At 72.0% G+C, this 24,486-nt stretch carries 19 protein-coding genes; 3 read left to right on the forward strand and 16 right to left on the reverse strand.

Annotated elements, in window-relative coordinates; all coding sequences use genetic code 11:
* Positions 1–25: 25 nt before the first annotated feature.
* The 14 genes from DMB42_RS03570 to mraZ all read right to left on the reverse strand — a co-directional run bounded on the left by DMB42_RS03570 (position 26) and on the right by mraZ (position 17,397).
* Positions 26–718 (reverse strand): YggS family pyridoxal phosphate-dependent enzyme, encoded by a 693-nt coding sequence (locus tag DMB42_RS03570; protein ID WP_125630472.1) that lies wholly within the window; start codon positions 716–718, stop codon positions 26–28.
* Positions 719–869: 151 nt separating this feature from the next.
* Positions 870–2,354 carry a cell division protein FtsZ gene (gene ftsZ / locus DMB42_RS03575; RefSeq protein WP_125630474.1) on the reverse strand — a complete coding sequence of 495 codons (1,485 nt, stop codon included), beginning with the start codon at positions 2,352–2,354 and terminating at the stop codon, positions 870–872.
* A gap of 335 nt (positions 2,355–2,689) precedes the next feature.
* Positions 2,690–3,352, reverse strand: coding sequence for a cell division protein FtsQ/DivIB (locus DMB42_RS03580; RefSeq protein ID WP_125630476.1), 663 nt, complete (start codon positions 3,350–3,352; stop codon positions 2,690–2,692).
* Positions 3,353–3,425: 73 nt separating this feature from the next.
* Positions 3,426–4,823: a UDP-N-acetylmuramate--L-alanine ligase gene (gene murC / locus DMB42_RS03585; protein ID WP_125630478.1), complete on the reverse strand. Its 1,398-nt coding sequence runs from the start codon at positions 4,821–4,823 to the stop codon at positions 3,426–3,428.
* Positions 4,820–5,896, reverse strand: a complete 1,077-nt coding sequence (murG, locus tag DMB42_RS03590) for an undecaprenyldiphospho-muramoylpentapeptide beta-N-acetylglucosaminyltransferase (RefSeq protein ID WP_125630480.1) — start codon at positions 5,894–5,896, stop codon at positions 4,820–4,822. The genes murC and murG overlap by 4 nt, the downstream gene beginning before the upstream one ends.
* Positions 5,897–5,908: 12 nt before the next feature.
* Positions 5,909–7,210, reverse strand: a complete 1,302-nt coding sequence (gene ftsW / locus DMB42_RS03595; RefSeq protein WP_125630482.1) for a putative lipid II flippase FtsW — start codon at positions 7,208–7,210, stop codon at positions 5,909–5,911.
* Positions 7,200–8,570, reverse strand: coding sequence for a UDP-N-acetylmuramoyl-L-alanine--D-glutamate ligase (murD, locus tag DMB42_RS03600; RefSeq protein WP_125630484.1), 1,371 nt, complete (start codon positions 8,568–8,570; stop codon positions 7,200–7,202). The genes ftsW and murD overlap by 11 nt, the downstream gene beginning before the upstream one ends.
* Positions 8,567–9,625 carry a phospho-N-acetylmuramoyl-pentapeptide-transferase gene (gene mraY / locus DMB42_RS03605; RefSeq protein WP_125630486.1) on the reverse strand — a complete coding sequence of 353 codons (1,059 nt, stop codon included), beginning with the start codon at positions 9,623–9,625 and terminating at the stop codon, positions 8,567–8,569. The genes murD and mraY overlap by 4 nt, the downstream gene beginning before the upstream one ends.
* On the reverse strand, positions 9,622–11,052 hold the full coding sequence (gene murF / locus DMB42_RS03610) for a UDP-N-acetylmuramoyl-tripeptide--D-alanyl-D-alanine ligase (protein ID WP_125630488.1): 1,431 nt from the start codon (positions 11,050–11,052) through the stop codon (positions 9,622–9,624). Before murF ends, mraY begins: the two co-directional genes overlap by 4 nt.
* Positions 11,049–12,581 (reverse strand): UDP-N-acetylmuramoyl-L-alanyl-D-glutamate--2,6-diaminopimelate ligase, encoded by a 1,533-nt coding sequence (locus DMB42_RS03615; RefSeq protein ID WP_125631205.1) that lies wholly within the window; start codon positions 12,579–12,581, stop codon positions 11,049–11,051. Before DMB42_RS03615 ends, murF begins: the two co-directional genes overlap by 4 nt.
* A 40-nt stretch (positions 12,582–12,621) precedes the next feature.
* The gene (locus DMB42_RS54750; RefSeq protein ID WP_260477457.1) at positions 12,622–15,303 is read right to left on the reverse strand and encodes a penicillin-binding transpeptidase domain-containing protein; all 2,682 of its coding nucleotides are present in this window, start codon (positions 15,301–15,303) and stop codon (positions 12,622–12,624) included.
* Positions 15,300–15,791: a hypothetical protein gene (locus DMB42_RS03625; RefSeq protein WP_125630490.1), complete on the reverse strand. Its 492-nt coding sequence runs from the start codon at positions 15,789–15,791 to the stop codon at positions 15,300–15,302. The genes DMB42_RS54750 and DMB42_RS03625 overlap by 4 nt, the downstream gene beginning before the upstream one ends.
* A complete protein-coding gene (gene rsmH, locus DMB42_RS03630) occupies positions 15,781–16,746 on the reverse strand; it encodes a 16S rRNA (cytosine(1402)-N(4))-methyltransferase RsmH (RefSeq protein WP_125630492.1) in 966 nt (321 codons plus the stop codon). The genes DMB42_RS03625 and rsmH overlap by 11 nt, the downstream gene beginning before the upstream one ends.
* 219 nt (positions 16,747–16,965) lie before the next feature.
* Positions 16,966–17,397, reverse strand: coding sequence for a division/cell wall cluster transcriptional repressor MraZ (gene mraZ, locus DMB42_RS03635; protein WP_125630494.1), 432 nt, complete (start codon positions 17,395–17,397; stop codon positions 16,966–16,968).
* Positions 17,398–17,863: 466 nt separating this feature from the next.
* Between mraZ and DMB42_RS03640 the strand changes: the two genes are divergently transcribed.
* The 3 genes from DMB42_RS03640 to DMB42_RS03650 are packed head-to-tail and all read left to right on the forward strand — an operon-like array spanning position 17,864 to position 22,523.
* Positions 17,864–18,841 carry a MoxR family ATPase gene (locus DMB42_RS03640; protein WP_125630496.1) on the forward strand — a complete coding sequence of 326 codons (978 nt, stop codon included), beginning with the start codon at positions 17,864–17,866 and terminating at the stop codon, positions 18,839–18,841.
* Positions 18,838–20,100 carry a DUF58 domain-containing protein gene (locus tag DMB42_RS03645; RefSeq protein ID WP_125630498.1) on the forward strand — a complete coding sequence of 421 codons (1,263 nt, stop codon included), beginning with the start codon at positions 18,838–18,840 and terminating at the stop codon, positions 20,098–20,100. The genes DMB42_RS03640 and DMB42_RS03645 overlap by 4 nt, the downstream gene beginning before the upstream one ends.
* Entirely contained in the window at positions 20,097–22,523 is a 2,427-nt protein-coding gene (locus DMB42_RS03650; RefSeq protein WP_125630500.1) for a DUF3488 and transglutaminase-like domain-containing protein, read from the forward strand. The genes DMB42_RS03645 and DMB42_RS03650 overlap by 4 nt, the downstream gene beginning before the upstream one ends.
* A 78-nt stretch (positions 22,524–22,601) precedes the next feature.
* Here DMB42_RS03650 and DMB42_RS03655 read toward each other — a convergent pair whose 3' ends face one another.
* Entirely contained in the window at positions 22,602–22,997 is a 396-nt protein-coding gene (locus DMB42_RS03655) for a DUF3040 domain-containing protein (RefSeq protein WP_125630502.1), read from the reverse strand.
* Positions 22,998–23,237: 240 nt separating this feature from the next.
* Entirely contained in the window at positions 23,238–24,479 is a 1,242-nt protein-coding gene (locus DMB42_RS03660) for a DNA polymerase IV (protein ID WP_125630504.1), read from the reverse strand.
* Positions 24,480–24,486 lie beyond the last annotated feature (7 nt).

Genomic DNA, 24,486 nt, shown 5'->3' on the forward strand with positions numbered 1-24,486 from the left:
GCCTGAAGACCCACTTGAGGGGACATTACCTGACGAAGGGCCTGCGACGGCCGAGCAACGCCGTACCGATCCGCACGTGTGTCGCACCGTACGCGACCGCCTCGACGAGGTCCTGGCTCATGCCCGCGGAGACCATCGTGGCCCGCGGATGTTGCTCCTGGACGCGGGTCGCCACGTCGCGCAGAACGGCGAAGGCCCGGGCGGGCTCCTCCCCCAGCGGCGCCACCGCCATGACGCCGCCCAGCCACACGCCCTCGGTCAGCGCCACCTCGTCGGCCAGCGCGAGCACGTCGGCGGGCCGGGCGCCGCCCCTGGAGGGGTCGTCGTCGAGCGCCACCTGGATCAGGCAGCCGACGTTGCGGCCCTGCCGCACGGCCTCCTTGCTGATCGCCTCCAGCAGCCTGAGGCGGTCGACCGAGTGGATCACGTCGGCGTACCCGACGACCGAACGCACCTTGTTGGTCTGGAGCTGGCCCACGAAGTGCCAGGTGAGCGGCAGGCCGGCCAGCTCGTGCGCCTTGGCCGCCGCCTCCTGGTCGCGGTTCTCGCCGACGTCGCGCACACCCAGCTCGCACAGGATGCGCACGTCGTCGGCCGGTCTGGTCTTGGTGACCGCGATCAGGGTGACCTCGCCGCGGTCGCGGCCCACCGCCTGGCAGGCCTCGCCGATGCGGGTGTCGATCTCGGTGAGACCGGCCGCGATCTCGTCACTACGCACGCGTCTCTCCCTCTCCCTGCCTCCATCGTCCCGCACCTCGGCACGTGTGCCGTACGCCACGATGGCCCCCTTTCCGTGCCGCGGGTCTGCTCACGGCACACACGACGGCGCCGCTCCCGGATGCCTGCAGGGAGCGGCGGTGGGTGGTGAGCTACTTGAGGAAGTCGGGGACGTCGAGCTCCTCCTCCTGCTCCTCGAAGATCACCCGAGGACGTTTGGGAGGCTCCGACATGCGGGAGGTGATGGGCGTGGGCGGGTTGGCCGGTTCGGGCGTGGGCCTCGGGATGGAGACCGGGGCCTGCGGCTCGTCGTCGCCGAGACCGGCGCCGACGGGCTCGGCGGACTGGACCGGCTCCACCGGGCGGACCGGCTCGGGCCTGAACTCCTGGCGCGGCTCCGGGCGAGGCTCGGGACGCGGCTCCGGCCTGAACTCCTGCCGGGGCTCGGGCCTGAACTCCTGGCGCGGCTCCGGGCGAGGCTCGGCGCGGAACTCCTGGCGGGGCTCCGACCGCAGCTCGGCCCGCGGCTCCGGGCGGGGCTCGGGACGCGGCTCCGGCCTCGGCGCGGGCGGCTCGGACTTCACGCTGGGCGAGGCGGCGACACCGGGCCGTACGGCCGAGGAGACCGGCGCCGCGGGCGGCGCGGCCGGCCTGGCGGCGGGCCTCGGCAGCGGCTTCTCGACGGGCGGCGGCACGTCGTCGAAGCCCGCCGCGATCACGGTGACCCGCACCTCGTCGCCGAGGTCCTCGTCGATCACCGTGCCGAAGATGATGTTGGCGTCGGGGGCGGCGGCCATCGAGACGAGCTGGGCCGCCTCGTTGATCTCGAACAGGCCGAGGTCGGAGCCGCCCGCGATCGACAGCAGCACGCCGTGGGCGCCGTCGATGCTGGCCTCCAGCAGCGGGCTGGAGACCGCCATCTCGGCGGCGGCGACCGACCGGTCGTCGCCGCGCGCGTGGCCGATGCCCATGAGCGCCGAGCCCGCGCCCGACATGACCGACTTGACGTCGGCGAAGTCGAGGTTGATCAGGCCGGGCGTGGTGATCAGGTCGGTGATGCCCTGGACACCGGACAGCAGCACCTGGTCGGCCGCCTTGAACGCGTCGAGCACGCTCACCTGCCGGTCGGAGATCGACAGCAGCCGGTCGTTGGGGATCACGATGAGGGTGTCGACCTCGTCGCGCAGCGTCTCTATGCCGGCCTCGGCCTGCGAGGCGCGACGCCGCCCCTCGAAGCTGAAGGGCCGGGTCACCACGCCGATCGTCAGCGCGCCGAGCGACCGGGCGATGTTGGCCACGACCGGCGCGCCGCCGGTGCCCGTGCCACCGCCCTCGCCGGCCGTGACGAAGACCATGTCGGCCCCCTTGAGGACCTCCTCGATCTCCTCCCGGTGGTCCTCGGCCGCCTTGCGCCCCACGTCGGGGTTGGCTCCGGCGCCCAGTCCGCGCGTGAGCTCGCGGCCCACGTCAAGTTTCACATCGGCGTCACTCATCAGCAGCGCCTGGGCGTCGGTGTTTATGGCGATGAACTCGACGCCCTTGAGTCCCTCCTCGATCATCCGGTTGACGGCGTTCACTCCGCCGCCGCCAATGCCGACGACCTTGATGACCGCGAGGTAGTTCTGCGGTGCTGCCACGACGAGGGGCCTTTCCGCTCGTTGACTTGCCATTTCGGTGCGGATCGTCTCCGCGTCTTCTCAGTTTGCGTAACTCTCAACCTCAGGTTGAGATTTAGATTTATGTCAACCTGAGGATTGATACGGACAGTAGGAGTCCCCTACCAGGCGGGTCAACTAACCGCGCCGCAAGCACGTCCGGCGTGTCGCGGGCTGTCCGATTCGCTCCGAAGTCGTGCCTGGTCGGGGCCTTCCTCTGCCGAAGGTCCGATCTACAGGCTCTCACGCCGCGACCCCCACCTCGCACAGGCACGCGATGCCCTTGCCACGGAGTTGCCAGACTCTGACACTCGTGATCACTTCAGGGTGACGACATCGGGAGAGCTGACGTCGTACAGGGTGGCCTTGCGCTTGAGGAGCGAGACCAGGATGCGGCCTTTCTCCTCCGGCCGGTCGGCTCCGCCCCACAGGACCGTACGCCCGTCGGACAGCTCCAGCGTCACGCCCTCGGCCGAGGCGGCGCGTACCAGCCGGACCTTGCCCGCCACCACGGGCGGGAGCGCCTGGACGACCTGGAGCGCCGCCATGGTGGCCGGGTCGCCCGCCGCCGGACGGTCGACCTTGAGCAGCGGCAGCATGAACGGCGAGGTGTCCTTGACCTCGATCACCACGCCCTGCTTGTCGACGACCGCGAACCGGCCGCCCGCCGGGATCACGGCGACGGGCTCGCGCTCGACCACCTCGATCCGCAGCGTGCCCGGCCAGACCCGGTCGACCTTGGCCGTCGCGAGCTGCCTGATGCCGAGCACGCGGGTCTCGACGTCGGCCAGGTCGACCGTGGCCAGGGGATGCAGGTCGGCCACGCCCGCCTGCTGCTCGATGCGCTCGCTGGGCACTGTGAGATTTCCCACGATCTCGATCGACCGCACGCCGAGGACCGGTGAGAAGAACACCAGCCAGGCGGCCGAGCCGACCACGCCCGCCGTCAGCAGCACCAGGAACGCCGTCCGCGCCTTCATCGCCCTCCTCGCACGCCGGCTTCGACCGTACGCCGACGGGCCGGCCGGCAGCGGCCCGCCACGCGCGTACGGCTCAGGACAGGCGCGCCACGAGCTGCGGCCCGAGCTCGGTCACGTCGCCCGCGCCCATCGTGAGCACGATGTCGCCGGGCCGCGCCCGCCCGGCCACCAGGTCGGGCACCGCGGCCCGGTCGGGGGCGTAGGCCACCCGCTCGGCCGGCAGCGGCACGCGCCCGGCCACCATCGCGCCGGACACGCCCGGCTCGGGGTCCTCCCGCGCGCCGTAGACGTCGAGCACGATGACCTCGTCGGCCAGCGCGAGCGCGGCGCCGAAGTCGTCGGCGAAGAAGCGGGTACGCGAGTAGAGGTGGGGCTGGAAGATCGCGATGACCCGGCCCGTGCCCGAGTAGGAGGCCACCACGTCGCGCGCGGCGCGCAGGTCGGCGGCCAGCTCGGTCGGGTGGTGGGCGTAGCTGTCGAACACCGCGACGCCGCCCGCCTCGCCCTTGGCCTCGAAGCGCCGTTTGGCCCCCGTGAAGGCCGCCAGGCCGTCTCTGATGTCCTCGAAGGCCAGCCCCAGCTCGTCGGCCACGGCGATGGCCGCGGTGGCGTTGAGCGCGTTGTGCGCCCCGGGGACGGCCAGCCGCACGTCTCCCCTGCCCTCGATGGAGAACACCGTGCCGAAGCCGTCGGGCCGTACGCCGGTCACCCGGTAGTCCTCGCCCTGCTCGCCGTAGGTCCTGACCCGCAGCCCGCGCTCGCGCGCCCGCGCGGTCAGCTCGGCGGCCCCCGGGTCGTCGGCGCAGACGATGAGCAGCGAGCCGACGCGCTCGGCGAAGCGGGCGAAGCTGTCGTGGACCGCCCGCGGGTCGCCGTAGTTGTCGAGGTGGTCGGCCTCGACGTTGGTCACCACGGCGATGTCGGGGGCCAGCATGAGGAAGGAGCCGTCGCTCTCGTCGGCCTCGGCCACGAACACCCCGCCCGTGCCCTCGTCGGCGCCGAGCCCGGTGGTGACGAGCTGGCCGCCCACGCAGTAGGACGGCTCGGCGCCGCACTTCTGCAGCGCCACGGTGAGCATGGAGGTGGTGGTGGTCTTGCCGTGGGTGCCGGCGATGGCCACGCCGGTGCGGCCGGCCATCACCGAGGCCAGCGCGGCGGCCCGCGGGATGATCCGCAGGCCCTGCTTGAGCGCCTCGCCCAGCTCGGGGTTGGAGTCGCGGATGGCGGTGGAGACGACCACGGTGTCGACGTCGCGGATGTGGGAGGCGGCGTGGCCGATGTGCACGGTCGCGCCCAGCTCGCGCAACTCGGTCACCAGCTCGGAGCTGCGCGCGTCGCTTCCGGTCACCCGGACGCCGCGCTTGAGCAGGATGCGGGCGATGCCCGACATGCCCGCCCCGCCGATGCCGATGAAGTGCACGCGGCCGAGCTCTTCGACGGCGACGGGATCGACCAGCTTGACGAGACTCATCGGGCTATCTCCAACACTTTCCTGGCAAGCATGATATCGGCGTCCTTGCGCCCCAGCCTGGAGGCGGCCTCCGACATGACGACGACCCGTTCGGGGTCGCGGAGGATGGGCAGCACGTTCTGGATGATCCAATCGGGTGACAGGCCGGCGTCGTCGACCATGAGGCCGCCGCCGCCGCGTACGACGCGCTCGGCGTTGACGGTCTGCTCGCCGTTGCCGTGGGGCAGCGGCACGTACGCGGCCGGCAGCCCCACGGCGGTCAGCTCGGCGCAGGTCAGGGCCCCGCTGCGGCACAGGGCCACGTCGGCGGCGGCGTAGGCGAGGTCCATGCGGTCGACGTAGGGCAGGAGCACGTACTGGGGGTCGCCGGGCGGCGGCTCGTGCTCGACCGTGTTGTTCGGGCCGATGACGTGGAGCACCTGGATGCCCGCCCGGCGCAACACCGGCGCGGCGGCCAGCGCGGCCTCGTTGATCGACCGGGCGCCCTGGGAGCCGCCGAAGACCAGCAGCGTGGGCCGGTCGTTCTCCAGGCCGAACCAGGAACGTGCCTTGTCGCCGGTGGACAGGCGGTCGAGCGTGACGATCCCGCGGCGCAGCGGGGTGCCGATGAACTCGGCCTTGGGCAGCGCGGCGTCGGGGAAGCCGGTGAAGACGTGGTCGGTGAGCCGGGCGCCCAGCCGGTTGGCCAGGCCGGGACGCGGGTTGGCCTCGTGGACGACGATCGGCAGGCCCTTGCGCTTGGCCGCCAGGTAGGCGGGCGTGGCGACGTAGCCGCCGAAGCCGACCAGGATGTCGGCGCCGACCCGGTCGAGCACGCCCGACACCGCGTTGATCGCCCCGGCCAGCCGGCCCGGAACGGTCAGCAGGCTCGGGGTGATCGCCCTGGGCAGCGGCACGGCCGGCACCAGTTCGAGCTCGTAGCCTCTGGCGGGCACGAGCCGCGTCTCCAACCCGCGCTCGGTGCCCACGCAGGTGATGCCGACGCTGCGGTCAAGATGCCGCAGCGCGTCCGCAAGGGCGAGCGCGGGCTCGATGTGCCCGGCCGTCCCCCCACCGGCGAGGACCACCCTCATCTCGGTCACTCCCTAACGTCTCACTCGGCCTCTGGACGTACCCCCCAGGCCAAGCCAGCTTAGGGCCCGTAGGGCCGGTCCGGGGCCACGGGCGGCCAAGGCTTCACGCGCGCCCGGCTCGCGTTTGGCGAACGACAGCAGGATGCCCAGCGCGGCCAGCGTGGGGAGCAGCGACGATCCGCCGTAGGAGACCAGCGGCAGCGGGATCCCGGTGATCGGCAGGACGCCGAGGACGGCTCCCATGTTGACGGTCCCCTGCCCGACGACCCAGGCCACCATGGCGGCCGCGGCCAGGCGTACGAAGGCGTCGTTGACCCGGATCGCCACCCGCAGCCCGGCGTAGCCGAGCAGGCCGAACAGCGCCACCACCATCAGCGTGCCCATCAGCCCCAGCTCCTCGCCGAGGATGGCGAAGATGAAGTCGCTCTCGCCGTGGGGCAGCCAGCTCCACTTCTGGCGGCTGCTGCCGAGCCCCAGCCCGAACCAGCCGCCCGAGCCCATCGCGATCTGCCCCTGGACGGCCTGGTAGCCGGCGCCCTGGGCGTCGGCCCACGGGTTGAGGAAGGCCCCGATGCGCGCCATCCGGTACGGTTCCACCTTGATCATGATCGCCGCGGCCAGCACCGCCAGCGCCAGGATGCCGCCGAACAACTTGATCGGCGCCCCCACCACCCACAGCAGCGACAGGAAGATCATGAACAGCACCAGGGTGGTGCCCAGGTCGCGCCCGAGCATGACCATGACGGCCAGGATCGCGGTGCCTGGCATGAGCGGGATCAGCATCTGCCGCCACTCGATCCGGCCCTGCCTGGCCCGCCTGGCCAGCATGTCGGCCCCCCACAACACGAGCGCCAGCTTGGCCGGCTCGGACGGCTGGAGGGTGAACGGGCCCAAATAGATCCACCGCTGCGCGCCCAGCTCCGACTCGCCGATGAACAGCACCATGACCAGCGCCAGCACCGACAGCGCCATGAGCGGGTAGCCCGCCCAGCGGAAGAACTTCAGCGGCAGGCGTGAGCAGGCGTACATGAGGGGCAGGCCGATGCCGGCCGACAGCGACTGCTTGATGAACCACGAGAACGGGTTGCCGGTCTTCTGCTGCGCCTCGACGGCGGAGGCCGACAACACCATCATCAGGCCGAGCGCGAGCAGCAGCGCGCTGCACATGATGATCAGATAGTAGGTCGTCAGGGGCTTGTCGAGCAGCTCCTTCAGAGCGGCGCGCTGCTCGCGCATCCAGCTCGCCGGGCTCTCCTGCGTCTTGGACCCGCCCGCGGCGGGGCGGGGGCCCGCGGTCCCGGTGCTAGTGCTCACGCCGCCGCCTCAGCTCGCGGACGGCGCGGGCGAAGGCCTCCCCTCTCGCCGGGTAGCCGGGGAACATGTCGAGCGAGGCGCCCGCGGGGGAGAGCAGCACGGTGTCCCCGGGCGAGGCCAGGCGCGCGGCTTCGGTGACGACGGTGTCCATCACACCAGTGTCTTGGCCCGCGATGTCCACGACGGGGACATTCGGCGCGTGTCGCGCGAGCGCTTCGGCGATCGCGGCCCGGTCGACGCCGAGCAGCACCGCGCCGCGCAGCCGGGGCGCGGCCCGCCGTACCAGGTCGTCGACGTCGGCGCCCTTGAGCTGACCGCCGGCCACCCACACGATCGAGGAGTACGCGCTCAGCGCGGCCGCGGCGGCGTGCGGGTTGGTGGCCTTGGAGTCGTCGATGTAGTCGACGTCGCCGACCCGCTCGACGTGCGACAGGCGGTGGGGGTCGGGCTTGAACGCGCGCAGCCCGAGGCGTACGGCCTCCGACGGCACGCCGAGCGAGCGGGCCAGGGCGGCGGCGGCCAGGGCGTTGGCGACGTTGTGGGGGGCCAGGGGCCGGATGTCGGCCAGCGTGGCCAGCTCCTCGGCCGCCTCGACCGGGTCGTCCACGAACGCCCGGTCGACCAGCAGGTCCTCGACCACGCCGAGCTGCCCGCTGCGCGGCACCCGCAGGGTGAACCCGACGGCGCCCTCGTACGGCTCGGCCAGCCGGGCGCACTCGGGGTCGTCGGCGTTGAAGATCACGGTCCCGGCGCGTTCGTAGACGCGGCCCTTGGCGGCGGCGTACGCGGCCATCGAGCCGTGCCAGTCGAGGTGGTCGGGCGCGATGTTGAGGATGGCCGCCGCGTGCGGGGCCAGCGTGCTGGACCAGTGGAGCTGGAAGCTGGACAGCTCGACGGCCAGCGCGTCGTACGGCTCGGCGACCGCGCGGACGACCGGTACGCCCACGTTCCCCACGGCCAGGGCCTTGTGCCCGGCGGCCAGCAGGATCGAGGTGAGCATGCGTACGGCGGTGGTCTTGCCGTTGGTGCCGGTCAGCGCGAGCCAGGGCGCCGCGTGCGGCGGGCGCAGCCGCCAGGCCAGCTCCACCTCCCCCACCACCTCGACGCCGGCGGCCAGCGCGGCGGCGATCAGCGGGTGGTGCGGCGCCCAGCCGGTGGTGACGAGCCTGTCCACGCCCTGCGGCAGCGTCATCTCGCCGAACCTGGTCTCGACCCCTGCCATGGCCAGCTCGGCCGCGGCGGCGAGCTGCCGCTCTCCCTCGACGGCCTCCACCACCACGACCCGCTCCCCGCGCTCGGCCAGCACCCTGGCCACGGCGGTGCCGGAGACGCCGAGACCGGCCACGCAGGTGTAGGTCATGGCTTGGGCATCCACTCGACGTAGAACAGCCCGAGCCCGAGCGCCGCGCAGAGCCCGGCGATCAGCCAGAACCGGACCACGATCGTGGTCTCGGCCCAGCCCTTCAACTCGAAGTGGTGTTGCAGCGGCGCCATTCTGAACACCCGTTTACCGGTCATCTTGAAGAACCCGACCTGGATGATGACGGACGAGGTGATGATCACGCACAGCCCGGCGAGGATGATCAGCAGGAGCTGCGTACGGGTGGCGATGGCCAGGCCGGCCAGCACGCCGCCCAGGGCCAGGGAGCCGGTGTCGCCCATGAAGATCTTCGCCGGCGGGGCGTTCCACCACAGGAACCCGACCAGCGCCCCCACCACGGCCGCGGCCACCACCGACAGGTCGAGCGGATCTCGTACCCAGTAGCAGTTGGGGCCGAGCTGGTCGATGCAGTTGTTGCGGAGCTGCCAGTTGCCGATCAGCACGTACGCGCCGAGCACCACGCCCGTCGCGCCGCTGGCCAGGCCGTCGAGGCCGTCGGTGAGGTTCACCGCGTTGGAGAAGCCGACGATCATGAACAGCACCCAGATGGTGAAGCCCACGATGCCGATCGAGGGGCCGATGTCGCGCAGGAACGACAGGCGCGTCTCGGCGGGGGTGATGCCGTAGACGTTGGGCTGGCGGGTGATCAGCACCGCGAACACCGCGCCGACGACGAGCTGGCCGAGGGCCTTGGCGCCGCTGCGCAGGCCCAGGCTGCGCTGCTTGTAGATCTTGATGAAGTCGTCGAGGAAGCCGACCGCGCCGAGGCCGGTCATCAGGAACAGCACGAGCATGCCCGACACCGTCGGCGGCGTGAGCGTGGCCAGGTGGGAGCCGCCGTAGGCCAGCAGCGCGGCCAGCACGAACACCGTGCCGCCCATGGTGGGGGTGCCGCGCTTGCCGTGGTGGCCGGACGGTCCCTCCTCGCGGATCTCCTGGCCGTAGCCGCGCCGCGAGAACAGCCTGATCGCCAAGGGGGTCCCCAGCATCGACAGGACCAGGCCCACCGCGCCGGCGATGACGATGTTGATCACTTGGCGGCACCCCCGAGAAGGAGTTCCGCCGTGCGTTCCAGGCCCATCGCGCGCGGGCCCTTGACGAGCACCGCGTCGCCGGGGCGCAGCAGGCCGGTCAGCTCGGCCGCCGCCGCCTCAGCATCGGGGACGTGTACGATCCGGGTCATCTGGGGAGCATATGGCCCTCCAGCACCAGGCGGTCCCGCCGCGGCCGCCGCGGCCGCGTTCGCGCCCTCCAGCACGGGCCCCGCGTCCGGCCCGACGACGATCAGGCCCGTCAGGCCGGAACCGCCCGCCAGGCGCCCCAGCTCGGCGTTGAGCGCCGCGCTCTCGTCGCCCAGCTCGCGCAGCGCCGCGATGACCGCGAACCGCCGCCGGTCCTGGCCCATCACGCCGAACATGGCGAACGCGGCCCGCATCGAGTCGGGGTTGGCGTTGTAGGCGTCGTTGACCACCGTCACGCCGTCGGGCCGGTCGGTGACCTCCATCCGCCAGCGGCTGCGCGGGGTGGCCTCCGACAGCTCCTCGGCGATGGTGGCGACCGGCAGGCCCAGCTCGTAGGCCGCCGCGGCGGCGGCCAGGGCGTTCTCCACGGCGTGGGCGCCGTAGAGCTGGAGCGAGACGTGCGCGGACCCGGACGGCGTGCGCAGCGTGAACGAGGCCCGCCCGCGCGCGTCGACCGTCTCCCCCTCGGCCCGGATGGCCGCGTCCTCGCCGCGCCCGAAGTACGTCACCCGCGCGTCGGTGCGCGAGGCCATCTGCGACACCAGCGGGTCGTCGGCGTTGAGCACGGCGACCCCGGTGCGCGGCAGCGACTCCACCAGCTCGCCCTTGGCCTTGGCGATGGACTCCTTGCCGCCGAACACGCCGAGGTGGGCGGTGCCGACGTTGAGCACCACGCCGATCGTGGGCGGCGCGATGCGGGTGAGCTCCTTGATGTGGCCGACGTTGCGGGCGGCCAGTTCGAGCACCATGAAGCGGGTGTCGACGTCGGCGCGCAACACGGTCAGCGGGTGGCCGAGCTCGTTGTTGAAGCTGCCCTGGGGCGCGATGGTCGGCCCCATCCGGCCGGCCAGCCTGGCCAGCAGGTCTTTGGTGCTGGTCTTGCCGGCCGAGCCGGTCACGCCGATCACGGTGGCCTGCGGCAGCGCGGCCGCCTGCGCGGCGGCCAGCTCGGCCAGCGCGACCGCGGCGTCGGGGACGATCACCGCCGGCCCCTCGACCGGCCTGGTCGCCAGGACGGCGACCGCTCCGGCGCGGATCGCCTGCGCGGCGTAGTCGTGGCCGTCGACCCGCGCTCCGGCGAAGGCGACGAACAACGATCCCGGTTCCACCGCCCGTGAGTCGATCACTACGGGCCCGCGCACCACCGCGCGGGGGTCTGCCATGCCCGACAGGGCGCCCGAGGTTATCTCGGCGATCCTGGCCAGAGGCAACGGGATCATCGGTGCTTCCTGCTTTCCTTGCGTGCGTCGATCGCCTCGGCGACCACTTCGCGGTCGTCGAAGGGGATCACTTCGCCTGAGACGTACTGGCCCTGCTCGTGACCCTTGCCCGCCACGACGATCACGTCGCCGCGCCCGGCCCGGCCGACGGCCAGGTCGATCGCGGCCGCGCGGTCAGGTTCCATGATCACATGAGCGCGGTCGCGGGGCGGAACGGCGAGCGCTCCCTCCATCATCGCGGCCAGGATGGCGAGCGGATCCTCCGAGCGTGGATTGTCGTTGGTGAAAATGGCCACATCGGCCAGCCGGGCGGCGGTCTCGCCCATGATGGGGCGTTTGCCGGTGTCGCGGTCGCCGCCGCAACCGAGGACGATCGTCAGCGTGCCCGCGGTCACCTCCCGCAGCGAACGCAGCACCGACTCAACGGCGCCCGGCTTGTGGGAGTAGTCCACGAGCGCCTGGAACTCCTCCTCGGCGGACGTGATGCGCTGCATGCGCCCCGGCACCCCGGTGAGGGTGCCCACGCCGTGCACGGCGGTCTGGAGCGGCACCCCCGACTCCACCAGGGACACGATCGCGCCGAGCGCGTTGGCGACGTTGAAGGGCCCCGGCAGCGAGATCTGCGCGTCGGCCTCGCCCCCGCCGGGGCCGGCCACCCGGAACGCGCTGCCGTCGGCGCCGAGCCTGACCTCCAGCGCCCGCCACTCCGCCTCCGCGGCGCCGAGCGCCGAGAACGTGGTCATCGGCACCTTGGCCCGGTGGAGCAGCTCCCGGCCGTGGCGGTCGTCGATGTTGGTCACGCCGACGCGGCACAGCTCGGGCTGGAACAGCCTGACCTTGGTGGCGAAGTAGTCCTCGAAGTCCTTGTGGAAGTCGAGGTGGTCCTGGGAGAGGTTGGTGAACAGGGCGACGTCGTAGAAGACGCCGTCGACCCGGCCGAGCGCCAGGGCGTGGCTGGAGACCTCCATGGCGGCCGCGCTGACGCCCTGTTCGCGCATCAGCGCGAACAGCGCGTGCAGCTGCGGGGCCTCCGGGGTGGTCAGCGTGGGCTCGAAGCTGAGGTCGGCGGCGTGGATCTCGACGCCGCCGACCAGGCCCGTCGTGTGTCCCGCCGCCCGCAGCCCGGCCTCCAGCATGAACGTGGTGGTGGACTTGCCGCTCGTGCCGGTCACGCCGATCACCTGGACGTCGTGGGCCGGCTGGCCGTAGACCCAGGCGGACACCTGCCCGAGCAGCGCGCGCGGGTCGGGCACGATCAGCACCGGCAGGCCGGTGGCCACGGACGCCTCCCGCCCCTCCCGGTCGGTGAGGACGGCCACGGCTCCGCGCGCCATCGCCTCGGCGGCGAAGGTCGCGCCGTGCACGCGGTTGCCCGGCAGCGCCACGTAGAGATCGCCGCGCTGTACGGCACGGGAATCGATGGTGACGCCGGTCAGGGCGGCGTGGGGCGACCTCGACGTGCCGGAATCGGCGTCGAGCATGGTCGCGAGCCCGGTCAGTGGACGGGGCGGGCTGGTCTTGGGACGCATAGACGACGGGGGACGCACGGCGAGAGCGTACCTTCCCTGCTCACTGTCCCGCGCGCGTACGCACCGGTGGCACGTCCGAGCCTGTGGGAGGAATCTTCCTGCTCTTGATGGCGAACGTCATCACATCCTTGAACACGGGGGCGGCGAGCTGACCGCCGAAGTGGCCGTTCTTGGGGTTCTGGAGCACCGAGAGCACCACCAGCCGGGGCGCGTCGGCGGGCGCGAACCCGACGAAGGAGGCCGTGTAGCCGTCGTACCGGCCCAGCTCGGAGTCGTAGCGGTTGGCCGTGCCGGTCTTGCCCGCCACCCGGTAGCCGGGGATGGCGGCCAGCGTGCCGGTGCCCTCGGCGCTCACCGCGGTCTCCAGCATCGTCGCGATCTCCTTGGCCGTCGTCTCGCTCACCACTCTGGTCTGCCTGCCCGCGGGAGCGGGGACGAACCTGCCGGTCGCGTCGGTGGTGCCCGCGACGATCTGCGGATCGACGCGTACGCCGCCGTTGGCGATCGTCTGATAGACGCTGGCCATCTGCAACGCGGTCACCGACACGCCCTGGCCGTACGCGACCGTGCAGCTCTGGCTGCCCGACCAGTTCTTGTAGTTGGGCAGCAGGCCCGCCTCGGCGCTCGGCACGCCGCCCGCCGGGGTCGCGCCGAACCCGAACGCCTTGAGCATCGCGTACAGGCGCTCGCTGCCGACCTTGCGGGCGGCCATGATCGTGGCCACGTTGCTGGACTGGGCCATGGCCTGGCGGAAGGTCATCGCCTCCGGCTTGTGCGGGTGCGCGTCGCGCAGCACGCGGTCGGCGCACTTGATGTTGTCGGGCACCTGGAACACCGTGTCGGGGGTGACCTCCTTGGCCTCCAGCGCGGCGGCGGCGGTGATCACCTTGTTGGTGCTGCCGGGCTCGAACACGTCGGCGGCGGCCTTGTTCACGTACGAGGACGCGGGGGCCCTGCGCCAGTTGGCCAGGTCGAGCTCCGGCGCGTTGGCCATGGCGATGATCTGCGCGGTGCGCACGTCCATGACGATGACCGCGCCGCTGCTCGCCCCCGACCGCCGTACCTCGTCGGCGACCGACTTCTGGGCCGCCCACTGGATGTCGCGGTCGATCGTGAGGCGCACGTCCTGGCCGTCGACGGGCGCGGTGCGCTCGCTGCTGGTCATGGGGATGCGCTGGCCGTCGCGGCCGGTCTCGACCCGCTGCTTGCCGTCGCGGCCGGCCAGCATCGTGTTCTTCGCCTGCTCCATGCCGCCCAGGCCGTTGCCCTCGTCGCCGACGAACCCGATGAGGCTGCCGGCCAGGTCGCCCGCCGGATAGTCGCGCCGGTACGTCTTGGTCGAGCTCAGCCCCGGCACCTCGGCCTGCTGCATCAGGCGCGTGGCCACGACCGGGTCGACGTCCCTGGCCAGGAGCTGGTAGCGGGACTTGCTCTTGGACAGCTTGGCGGTCATCTCCTCCACGGTCTTGCCGAGCTGCCGGGCCAGGTACGCCGCCACGCCGGCGCGCGCGCCCTCCGGGATCTTGCTGGGGTCGATGGACACCTCGCGGGCCTCCGACGTACGGGCCAGGGCGTTGCCGTTGACGTCGGTGATCGTGCCGCGTTTGGCGGGGATCTCCTCGACGTGCTGGCGCTGGCCGACGGCGGCGGCCTCGTAGACCTTGGAGTCGAGTCCCTGCATCTGGATCAGCCGGCCGGCGAAGATCGACAGGACGAAGGTCATGCCGATCAGGCCGATGTTGATGCGCCTGCGCGGGCTGCCCAGGCGCAACACCAGCGGGGGCCTGGGCGGGCGCGGCGGGGTGGGCGGGCGGCGCGGTCCCCTGGGGGGCGGCGTCTCCGTACCGCGGCGCAACACGCCTCGCTCGTGCCCCCGCGCCTGCTCCGGCCTGGCCCCTCGGGGCCCCTCCGGCCGCGAGCCCCGCGCCTGGTCCGTTCTGGAACTCCGGGCCTCCGACCTGGAGCTCCGCGCTTCGTCCGGCCTGGAGGTACGTGACTGGTCGGGCCGTGAGCCGCGCGCCTGGTCGGTCCTGGAGGTGCGTGACTGGTCCGGGCGGGAGCCGCGGGGCTGGTCCGGGCCGGGGCCGCCCGCCTGCGTACGGCGCGGCGCGGCGTCGTCCCGGCGGGTCCGCGGACTGCGCGCGCCGGCGCCGGGCGACGGCGCCTCCGGCCCGTCGCCACGCCGCCGGGACCGTTCCTGCGGAGCACTCCCCCGTGCCCGCTCATCCCGCCCCTGAGAGCCGGTACGCCCACGAGGACGGTCGTCGTCATCCCGGCCCTGGGAGCCGGTACGGCCGCGGGAGCGGTCGGAGTCGTCGCGGGGGCGGCGGCGGGGGCCGTCGCCCGGCTCGCGGCGCGAGCGTGTGCCCTCGTCGTCGTCGCGGGAACGCCCGCGGTCGCCGTCGTCGCGGCGCTGCCGGCCGCGGGAACCGCCCGCGGGGCCGCGGCGGGCGCCGCCGCGCTCGTCGTCGTCGCCGGAGCCCTGTGGCGGACGCCCGCGCGCGGCGTCGTCGAACGGCAGGTCGAACGGGTCCGGGGGCCGCTTGCGCGGCGAGTCGTCCGGCGACGCCGGGCGGCCCGCCCCCTCGGAACGGGCAGAGCCGTCACGCCCTGCCCGCCCCGGACCGCCCGGCGTACGACGAGCGGCGCCGGGCCCTCCTTGAGAGCCGGCGCCGCCAGCGCCGCGGCCGGGACCCTGTCCCCTGCCGCCTGATTCCCTCACCGCTCCGGATCCGCCTGGCCGCTCGGTTCGCCGGTGGTCCAGATGCCGAGCGTCTTGTCCAGATGGTCGCCCTGCGCCTCGGCCTGCCGCGCGAGGTTCTGGGGCTGCATCTTCTCCTCGTACTTCTTCTGGAGCGCTTCCTTCTCCTGGCGCGCCACCGCGATCTCGTCGCGCAGCTTCGCGTCGGTGATGGTGTCGCGCCCGAGCATGGTGGTGAGCAGCAGCAGGCTCACCAGACCACCGCACATCAACCCGACGACGAGCAGCACGAACGGCGTCCGCTGCCGCTTGGCCGAAGGACGCCGTACGGCGGGACGGCGGGCGGGCTCGGCGCTCTCGCCGGGACGCGCCGCCGCCGTCCGCCGGCCGTCGGTGCCGGGACGGGGCCGCGGCTTGGTCTGGTGGGAGACGCCGGGCCTGCGCGTGCCCGGCTTGGGCACGGCGCGGCGGACGGGCGCGACCCGGCCGGTCTCCTGCTCAATCGTCAAGGCGGATCCTCTCTGCCGCCCGCATCCGGGCCGAGGCCGCCCGCGGGTTACGGGCGAGCTCTTCATCGCTGGGGAGCTCGGCTCCCCTCGTCAGCAGGCGGAACCTCGGCTGGTGTGCCGGTAGCGGGACAGGCAGCCCTGGCGGGCTGGTGTCCTTGGTTCGCGCCGTGAGGGCCTGCTTGGTGAGCCGGTCCTCAAGGGAGTGGTAGGAGAGCACGACGACTCGCCCACCCAGCGCCAGCGCGTCGAGCGCCGCGGGCAGCGCCGCCTCCAGGGCGGACAGCTCCGCGTTCACCTCGATGCGCAGTGCTTGGAAAGTCCTCTTGGCGGGGTTGCCGCCGGTACGCCTGGTCGCCGCGGGGATCGCGTCGCGCACGATGTCGGCGAGCCGTTTGGTGGAGCTGATGGGCTCCTTGGCGCGTTCCTTGACGATAAGCCCCGCGACCCTCGGCGCGAAACGTTCCTCGCCGTAGTCGCGCAGGATTCGTGCCAGGTCAGCGGCCGGATAGGTGTTGACGACCACCTCGGCCGTCAGCTCCTGTTCGGTGTCCATGCGCATGTCGAGCGGGGCGTCGTAGGAGTAGGCGAAGCCGCGCTCGGCCTCGTCGAGCTGCGGCGAGGAGACCCCGAGGTCGAACAGCACGCCGTCGACCGTGGTGTGCCCGGCCTCGGCGATCACCTGGGCCAGGTCGCCGGAGGAGGCGTGCACCAGGGTGATGCGGTCCGCGTACGGGGCGAGCCTGCGGGTGGAGAAGTCGATCGCGAAGGGGTCGCGGTCGATCCCGATCAGGCGCAGGGAGGGGAAGGCGGCGAGCAGGGCCTCGGAGTGGCCGCCGAGCCCGAGGTTGGCGTCGACGACGACCGGCTCGGGCCCCGACAGCGCCGGGCCAAGCAGTTCCAGTACGCGCTCGAGCATCACCGGAACGTGACCGCTCGTGCCTACGTTGTTGTCCATCTCCAACCCCCCTCTCGCGTCCTGCTCGCGGATGACGCGTATCCGGTCCATCGTCAGTCATTCCTGGGTCCCCACCCGGCGCCGTCCGGCCAGGTCCCCATCCGCACCCTCTTCGTGGACGCCCGCCCTCTGACACCGGGGAAGGTGCATCAGTTGGCAGGCAGTGGTTGCGGGTGGAGACCTCGCCGAACGACATCACCGACGGATCGACCGTGATCACTACAAGATCCCTGGCAGCACCTCCTCCGACAGATCGGCGAACGCCTGCTCCTGCGCGTTGAGATAGGTGTCCCAGGCCTGCGAGTCCCAGATCTCCAACCGGGTGTTGGCCCCGATGACGACGCAGTCACGCTCCAGGCCCGCGTACTGACGCAGGCTCTGCGGGATCGTGATGCGTCCTTGCTTGTCTGGTTTCTCGTCGGACGCGCTGGCGAAGAAGACGCGGCTGTAGTCACGCACCGCTTTGGCGGTGACCGGGGCGGTGCTGAGAGCCTCGGTTATGCGCTGGAACTCCTCTACTGGAAAGACGTAGAGGCATCGCTCCTGGCCTTTGGTGATCACAAGACCCTCCGCCAGCTCCTCACGGTACTTAGCCGGCAGGAACAGCCGTCCCTTGTCGTCAAGACGCGGTTGATGGGTGCCGAGGAACATCGGCGCCACCTCCCGTGCCTCAGCGAAGCGCTCAGCGCTGGCGCACCGGGCCCTCCACTGCGCACCACCATACTCCACTTCTCCCCACCGTCAACTGATTCGAACCGTCTTCATCATCAGTTTCCGTTGCGTTACCGCAGGTCAGCGGCCTGGTGCGGGGTGGGGGGCGTGGGGGGCCGGGCCAACCCTCATGGGCGTGTCGAGGGTTCTAAAGCCCGGCGAAATAGGGGACGGGAGCGAGCGCGAAGGCCGCCGTGGAGGAAAGTGGGGCGGACCAGCGGGGGCAGTGTCACGGGATTCGCACTGCTATGCGACAAGAACAGGAACATCACCGGGGTTCCCTGGAATATCCACAAATGTCGCTCAAGAACCCACAGCGTCGTAGGGTCGTACAGACAATGGAAAAGGAATGGCATGGCTCCCGTAATGGCACCGTGCGGGACGGCCGTCGCACTATGGAGGCCTGGTGGCAGTAACCCGTGACGTCCCTCCCCAGCTCGACGAGCTGGTCTCCACAGCCCACCGAATCCGGCAGGCCATCGAATCGGTGATCGAGGGAAAGAGCGACGCCGTCCGCCTCACGCTGACGGTCCTGCTCGCCGAGGGCCACCTTTTGATCGAGGACGTGCCTGGCGTCGGCAAGACGATGCTGGCCAAGGCGTTGGCGCGGTCCATCGACTGCCCGGTGCGGCGTGTGCAGTTCACGCCCGACCTGTTGCCCAGTGACATCACCGGGGTGAGCGCCTACAACCAGCAGACGCGTGAGTTCGAGTTCAAGCCCGGGCCGGTGTTCGCCAACATCGTCGTGGGCGACGAGATCAACCGCGCCTCGCCCAAGACTCAGTCGGCGTTGCTGGAGTGCATGGAGGAGCACCAGGTCACCGTGGACGGGGTGACGTACCCGCTGGACGCGCCCTTCATGGTGATCGCCACCCAGAACCCCATCGAGATGGAGGGCACCTATCCCCTCCCCGAGGCCCAGCGCGACCGGTTCACCGCCAGGGTCGCGATGGGCTACCCGGAGCCGACGGCCGAGCTGGAGATGCTCGACGTGCACGGCAGCACCTCGCCGCTGGACAAGCTGGAGCCGGTGGCCACGACCGCCGAGGTACGGGCGCTGATCGAGGCCGTGCGCGGCGTGTACGTCTCGCAGCCGGTCAAGAAGTACGCCATCGACCTCGTCGTGGCCACCCGCCACTCCCCCGACCTGCGGCTGGGCGCCTCCCCCCGGTCCACGCTGCAGCTCGTACGGGCGGCCAGGGCGCACGCGGCGCTGGCCGGGCGCGACTACGTCATCCCGGACGACCTTCAGGACCTGGCGGTGCCCGTGCTGGCGCACCGGCTGCTGCCCAGCGTCGAGGCCCAGGGCCAGCGCCGCCTGCCCGAGCAGGTGGTGACCGACCTTGTCCGGCGGGTGCCGGTGCCGGAGACGCGGGCGTCGTGAGAGCCGGACTGCGGGCGCTGACCTCCCGGGGCAGGTCGTTCCTGGCCTCGGGGGTCGCGGCGCTGCTGATGGCCCTGATCCTGGGCGAGAACGACCTGTTCAGGATCGGGGTGCTGGTCACGGCGCTGCCGCTGCTGGCCGCGCTGGTGGTGGCGCGTACCAGGTACCGGCTGAGCTGCGCGCGGCGGCTGGACCCGCCCAGGGCGGAGGTGGGCGGCGAGGCCACGGTGACGCTGCGCCTGGAGAACGTGACCAGGCTGCCGACCGGGCTGCTGCTGATCGAGGACACCGTGCCGTACGCGCTGGGCGTGCGGCCGCGGTTCGTGCTGGACCGGGTCGAGTCCAAGGGCGTACGCGAGATCGACTACCGGGTGCGGTCCGACCTGCGCGGCAGGTACACGATCGGGCCGCTGTCGGTGCGCATCGCCGACCCGTTCGGGCTGGTGGAGCTGACGCGTGCGTTCACGATCAGCGACACGCTCGTGGTGACGCCGCAGGTGGTGGCGTTACCGCACGTACGGCTGTCGGGCGAGTGGACGGGCGGCGGCGACAGCCGCACCCGGAGCGTGGCCGCGGCCGGCGACGACGACGTGGCGCCGCGCGAGTACCGGCAGGGCGACGACCTGCGCCGGGTGCACTGGCGCTCGACCGCCCGGTACGGCGAGCTGATGGTACGGCGCGAGGAGCAGCAGTGGCAGAGCCGCGGCGCGCTCCTGCTCGACACCCGCAGGCACGCCCACCGCGGCGAGGGCCCGCGTTCCTCCTTCGAGGTGGCGGTCTCGGCCGCCGCCTCGATCGGCGTGCACCTCGCCCATGAGGGTCTGGGCCTGCGGCTGGTGACCGACCAGGGCGCCGAGCACCTGACGGACCAGGGGCTGAGCTACTCGCTGCTCGACACGCTCGCCATGGTGCGGCACAGCTCGGCCCGTTCGCTGGAGATGGGCGTCTCGGCCCTGCGCCAGGGCGGCGGCGACGGCCTGATCGTGGCCGTGCTCGGTGCGCTCGACCCCGAGGAGGCCAGGGACCTGGCCCGGTTGCGGCACAGCGGCGTCACCGGCGTCGCGGTGCTGCTCGACGCGGGCACGTGGGAGGGCGCCGGCCGGGGCTCGCACGAGAACTTCGACGCCGTGCAGGGCGTCCTGGCCGGTTACGGCTGGCGCATCGTGCGCCTGCCCGCCGGCACCTCCATCGCCTCGGTCTGGCAGGACGCCGCCAACCGCGGCAGGTACGCGCTCGACTCCACGGGAGGTGCGGCATGAGACTGACGGCCGCCTCGGGGGTGGCCGCGTTCGCCGCGGCGATCCTGCTCTACCCGCTCTTCCAGGGCGGCGCCTGGTTCTGGACGTCGCTCGGCGCGGTGCTGGCCGTGATGGCCGCGGGCCTGCTCAGCTCCCGCCTGACGCTGCCCGCCTGGGCCGCGCCGCTGGTGGGGCTGGCCGCGCTGGGGATCTTCCTGACCGTGGTCTTCACCGCGGGCAAGGCGTGGGCGCTGGTGATCCCGACCAAGTCGTCGGTGTGGGAGCTGGGCAGGCTGCTGAGCGCCGGCTGGGCCGACATCCAGCGCTTCGCCGCGCCCGTGCCGTCCACGGACGGGATCACGTTGCTGACCGCGGGCGGCGTGGGCGTGATCGCCGTCGCCGTGGACCTGCTGGCCGCGCGGCTGCGGCGGGCGGCGCTGGCCGGGCTGCCGCTGCTGGCGCTGGCCACGGTCCCGGCGACGATCCTGGCCGAGCCGATCAGCTGGCCCGCGTTCATCATCGCCGCGCTCGGCTTCGTCAGCCTGCTCATCGCCGACGGACGCGAGCGGGTGGGCCACTGGGGCCGGGCGGTGCTCGTCCGCCGGACCCGCGTGGCGACCGGGCCGCGTCCGGAGACCGGCGTGGCCAGGGCCGACACGAGCGGCCTGCGGTTGTCGGGCAAGCGCATCGGGTTCGCCGCCATCGCGCTGGCCGTGCTGCTGCCCGCCGCGCTGCCGGTGATGGAGCCGGTCTCCTTCTTCCAGTTCGGCGTGGGCGGACGTGGGGGCGGCAAGGGCAACTCGATCAGCATCGCCAGCCCGATCGCGAGCCTGCGCGGGCAGCTCGAACTGCCCGAGCGGCGCACGATCCTCACCTACAGCAACAACGACAACAAGCCCAGATACCTGCGGATCTACGCGCTGGACACCTTCGACGGCCAGCAGTTCGGCATGACCGAGCCGAAGGGCTCGCCGGACAACAGGACGGAGAACGGCCCGCTGCCGGCCCCTCCCGGACTGAGCCCGAACACGAAGGTCCGCAACGTCGTCACCAGGATCCGGATCAGCGACGAGATCGAGCGGCTGCAGTTCCTGCCGCTGCCGTACCCGCCGCGGCAGATCCGGGTGGACGGCGACTGGCGGGCCGACGTCGGCACGCTGATGGTCTTCTCCATCCCCGACGAGGCCGCCGGCCTGGAGTACGAGGTCGCCACCAGCGAGCCGGACGCCACGCCGGAGCTGCTGGAGTCGCTGGAGGGCGTCCAGCCGAGCGTGGACCGGCGGTACCTGAAGCTGCCGGACAACCTGCCGCCGGACATCGTCAGGCTGGCCCGTTCGCTGACCGCGGAGACCAACTCCAACTTCGAGGCGGCGGTGAAGCTCCAGCAGTTCTTCACCAAGGACGGCGACTTCCGCTACGACCTCAGGACGCAGGGCCACGGCAACTCCGCGCTGCGGGACTTCCTGCTGCGCGACCGTACGGGCTACTGCGAGCAGTTCGCGGCCTCGATGGCGGTGCTGGCCAGGATCGTCGGCATCCCCTCGCGGGTGGCGATCGGCTACACCGGCGGCACGAAGGTCGGCGACAACTGGACGGTCACGACCGGCGACTCCCACTCCTGGCCCGAGCTGTACTTCGAGGGCGTGGGCTGGCTGCCGTTCGAGGCGACGCCGGCCGGGACGCTGGGCCAGGGCAGCGCGCGGGTGCCGGACTACACGATCCCGCGGGCGCCGGCGACGACGCCGTCCACGTCCCCGAGCACCGGCGCGTCCGACTCGGGCGCCGACGACCCGATCAACCCCTCGACCCGGCGCAACCCGCGCGAGCTCGACCGTGAGGGCCTGATCGCGACGGGCGGGCTGCCGCCGGACGACTCGATGCCGCTGATCGGCAAGATCGGCATCGGCGCGGGCGCGCTGCTGCTGCTCCTGCTGGTCCCGGCGGCCCTGCGCCTGCTCACCAGGAACCGGCGGGTACGCGCGCTGGGCTGGAAGGTCGCGCGACCGGGCGACGACATGACGGCCAGGATCGCGACCGCTCACCATCCGTCGGTCGCGGCCGTGTGGGCCGAGCTGGACGACGTGCTGTACGACTACGGCATGGGCCGCGACGCCAGCGAGACCCCGAGGGCCCTGGCCCGGCGGCTGACCCACCAGTACGAGTTCGACGCCGAGTCGGCGGCGGCCATGACGGCCATCGCGACGACGGTCGAGCGGGTGTTGTTCGCCAGGGACCCGGGCACGATCGCGCCCATGAGAAAGGACCTGCGCAAGGTGCGGCAGGCCCTGGCGGCGACGGTGTCGCGGGGACGGCGGATGCGGGCGGTGTTGCTGCCCCCGTCGACGCTGCGGCGGCTGCGGGGGTTGGGCGAGCGCCTGCTGGACGGGTTCGACCTGCTGGAGAACATCAGGCTGCGGCGGACGGCGGCCTCCAAGGGCGCCTGATCAGCCCGCCAGGACCGAGCGTGCGGTCGCTCCCCGCCAGGGGAACGGCCGCACGCTTCGTGTTCGGTGAAAAGCGGGTCAGCGCTCGTCGTGACGACGGCGCCAGCGCTCTTCCATGCGCTCCATGAAGGTGCCCCGGTTGGCGCGCCTGGCCTGCCGGCCCGTGCCACCGGCGCCCGGGGCCGGCGGGGAGTCGCCGAATCCGTTCATGCGCTTCCAGCTGGACAGACCCCACAGACACGCGGCGAGCATGACCACGAAACCGCCGACGCCGAGCGGGATCTGACTCATGACCACGCCGACCATCATGATGACGACGCCCAGGGCAAAGCCGATGGAGGCTTTGATCAGGCGACGCTTGTAATGGCTGCGCGGGTCACTGATCCTTACGGTGTTGGCCCACTTCGGGTCCTCGGCGTAGAGGGCCTGCTCGATCTGGTCGAGCAAGCGCTGCTCGTGCTCAGAGAGCGGCACGGCGCCTCCCAAGGACAGCCCCAGGACGGGGAAGACGGCAACGGACGACACGGGGTGTCCGAACCTCGCGGTCGGTTATCCCCAGAATACGAGGCTGTAGACGTAGGCGAAAGCAAACGTCCAACGCAGACCAAACCGGAGGTGACGTCATGGCTCCATTCTGGACCATCTCGCGCCCCTCTCCCCAAAATCGCGACATCCTTCTCCTACCCGACTGACCGATCAAGTAGGACATGGGCGTCATGTCTCTATTTCATCAAGCTTGCCACGTACCAGCGACGCTGGGAGCACCGCATCGGGACCAAATCTCCGGATCGCCTTGTCCATCGCCTGTTCGGCCTCGCGCCAGCCGGTCTCCCGCTCGCCCAGACTGAGCTGACGGGTGGCCTCACCTGCCGGGCGGAGATTCTCCATCCTGACCCCGACCAGGCGCAGACGTACGCGCTCGAGACCGGCGGCCTCGAACAGCTCGCAGGCGGTGGCGTAGATCACCTGGGCCACGTCGGTCGGCTCCCGCAGGGTGCGCGACCGGGTGATCGTGGTGAAATCGGCCCGGCGCAGCTTCACACTTACAGTTCTTCCCACGTGGCCGCCCTTACGCATCCTGGCCGCCACCCGCTCGGCCAGGCGCAGCAGCTCGCGCCGGATCACCTCGGGGTCGTCGATGTCGGCGGCGAAGGTCTCCTCGTTGCCGATGCTCTTGTCGGGCACGTGCGCGGTCACCGGACGCTCGTCGCGCCCCCAGGCCAGCGCCGCCAGATGGCCGCCGACGGCCTGCCCCAGCTCGCGCTGGAGCGTGTTCAGGGGGACTCTGGCCAGGTCGCCCACCGTGCGGATGCCGAGCCGTACGAGGGACTGCTCGGTACGCTCCCCCACCCCCCACAACGCCGAGACCGGCAGCGGATGGAGGAAGTCGACCACCTGCGTCTCGGGCACCACCAGCAGCCCGTCGGGCTTGCACTGCTTGGAGGCCAGCTTTGCCACGAATTTGCTGCTCGCCACCCCCACCGAGCACGTGATGCCGTAGCGGTCGAGCACCTGTTCCCTGATCATGGCGGCGATCGCCGCGGGCGGCCCCAGCCGGCGCCGGGCGCCGCCGACGTCGAGGAACGCCTCGTCGGAGGCGATCGGCTCGACCAGCGGGGTGATCGAATGGAAGATCTCCATGACGCCCCGGGAGACCTCGGAGTACTTGCCGTGGCTGGGCGGGATGATCGTCGCCTGCGGGCACACCCGGCGCGCACGGCTCATCGGCATCGCCGAGTGCACGCCGAAGGCCCTGGCCTCGTAGGTGGCACTCAGCACGACGCCGCGCCCGGCCGGCGAGCCGACGATCACCGGGCGGCCCCGCAGCTCCGGCCGATCCAGCAGCTCGACGCTGGCGAAGAAGGCGTCCATGTCGACGTGGAGAATCGGGCAGCCGCTGTCATCGGCCCCGGTCCGCGGCGCGGGGCCGATGCCTGTGATCTGCTTGCGGGACACTCTTCCG

Source organism: Nonomuraea sp. WAC 01424 (genome assembly GCF_003947315.1).
In the GTDB taxonomy this organism is placed as follows: Bacteria; Actinomycetota; Actinomycetes; order Streptosporangiales; family Streptosporangiaceae; genus Nonomuraea; species Nonomuraea spiralis.